We start from the raw sequence: 1,878 nt of genomic DNA on the forward strand, positions 1-1,878 counted from the left end.
GCTGGGATGCCCAAAACAAGCTTTCGCAAAAATAGCGACTCCCCGCAATTCCTGTTGTCTAAAGGGAATTAAATAGGGGTTTGCTACAAACAAGGCAAAACCACCTAAAATAAACCCTGATACCCCAGTATTGTTCTTTAAAGCCACCCAGTAATTGAGAAACTTCAGTGATATAGAGACGATATTTTTATCATTACATTTCTAAATTTTAAGTGTTTTACACTTTGAGTATGGAGATGATAAAGGAAACGTTTTTATCAAGGGGGATGGGGTCAGAAACAGGTTGAGGTTTATAGAGATTTCTACGTCTCTTTCCAGCATATGGGAAGGGGGGATGGGTATCGAAACGATTAAGGTTTATAGCTATTATTATTAGTATTTATTATTACTTAATAGTACTTAATAGTAATAACAGATAAGTAATAAAATATTTAGGAGAAAGATAATGAATAAGAAATTTAAGAAATAAAATAAGTAAAAAGATAGTTCTAGGTACAGTAGGTTTATTATTAACTACTACAGTATTAGATACACAAGCAGTAAATGAACCACAAGTACAGCTTGAAGCACCAGAACTAACTAAAGAAGAGATGGTTGTTTATCAGAAATCATGTTTAGATAAAATACAACGTCAATCTTGGATGACAGACAATGAATATGCACAATTATTAACACGAATACAAAATACTGGATGTGCAATTCAATTCAAAGAAGGGGATACTGGATTAGCAGGAGGTACTGTATTTTATGTAACAGATGGTGGTACACATGGAATGGAAACATCACCTACAATCCTATCAAACCTAGAATGGGGATGTGAACATGTATTTGCTGCTACTTCATCAAGTATTGGTTCTGGACTTACAAATACTGCTTATGTTGTAAGAGAGAATTGTAAATCTGCAAGAGGTGGAGAAACAATATGGAGTGCAATAAGTAAATTTCAAGTTAATGGATTCAGTGATTGGTACATACCATCAAGGAAGGAATTAACTGAGGTATATAAATATGTAAACCTTAAGACAGAATTACATTCAGATAATATTTATGAATACCCTAGTTATATGTGGTCTTCTACTGCAAGTAAGAAAGCGCCTGCTGAGATATCACATGCTATAAATTTATGGAATGGTAATAAGACAGAAACGACTAGAGATTTCAGACTGAGCATAATTCCAGTACGGAACTTCTAATTAGTAATAGGAAATGTAACTACTCAGCGTGATTTAAACTCATAACAGATTGATTTAAAATAATAATTAATGTATCTCTCTGAATTTTAGTCATTTTCACCCCTTTTTAAAGGTGAAAATGACTAAAGTCAGGTTAAATTAAAATATATCCATTTGATTTTAAAGTTAAAAAACACGCAGAGAGTTACTATTTTTTTAAATAACTTTAAATGTCTAGGATTGTAAGTTATTCAAGAGGGGCAATAACTTGTTAGGTTTTAAAAATCTTTCTAAAAATTACAATGGTAAAATAATGAGCACACTGACTGAACGAGAAAAACTTGATAAATGTTTTGGAATTATAATCCGAGATGAAGATGCGTTGCTTGAAATTAATAAAATTGAAAAGTATTATTTGGCAATTCTTTCAAATCCTAATCTTGTTAATAAAGACACAGAACCGAGCGAGATAATAGAGTTAGCTTTGGAGTATGGTAGCGATTATGAGCTTGATATGAATCTGTATTTAGCAAGAAAGATGGTAGATGAAAGATTTCGCTAAATAACTAAATTACAAGGTTTATATCCTTATTTAATTAAGGATAGGGGGGTATTCAATCAATGGCATTCGCTTAAATAACAAAGTAACTAAAGATTTATTCCGCGCTCAAATTACTGTAATCCAAAAGGTTTATGAAATTACAAA

2 protein-coding genes are annotated in these 1,878 nt (G+C 31.8%); both read left to right on the top strand.

Annotation, left to right across the window (positions count from 1 at the left end; translation table 11 throughout):
- Positions 1-590: 590 nt before the first annotated feature.
- Positions 591-1,193, top strand: coding sequence for an Lcl C-terminal domain-containing protein (locus CDZ78_RS12670; protein WP_087870341.1), 603 nt, complete (start codon positions 591-593; stop codon positions 1,191-1,193).
- A 247-nt stretch (positions 1,194-1,440) separates the two neighbouring features.
- The gene (locus CDZ78_RS12675) at positions 1,441-1,734 is read left to right on the top strand and encodes a hypothetical protein (protein ID WP_087870342.1); all 294 of its coding nucleotides are present in this window, start codon (positions 1,441-1,443) and stop codon (positions 1,732-1,734) included.
- The last annotated feature ends 144 nt before the right edge of the window (positions 1,735-1,878 follow it).

Origin of the sequence: Bathymodiolus platifrons methanotrophic gill symbiont (assembly GCF_002189065.1) — a bacterium.
In the GTDB taxonomy this organism is placed as follows: domain Bacteria; phylum Pseudomonadota; class Gammaproteobacteria; order Methylococcales; family Methylomonadaceae; genus Methyloprofundus.

Excerpts from the sequence above, each read along its gene's own strand:
- CDZ78_RS12670 (WP_087870341.1), top strand. The coding sequence starts at position 591 with ATGGTTGTTTATCAGAAATCATGTTTAGATAAAATACAACGTCAATCT.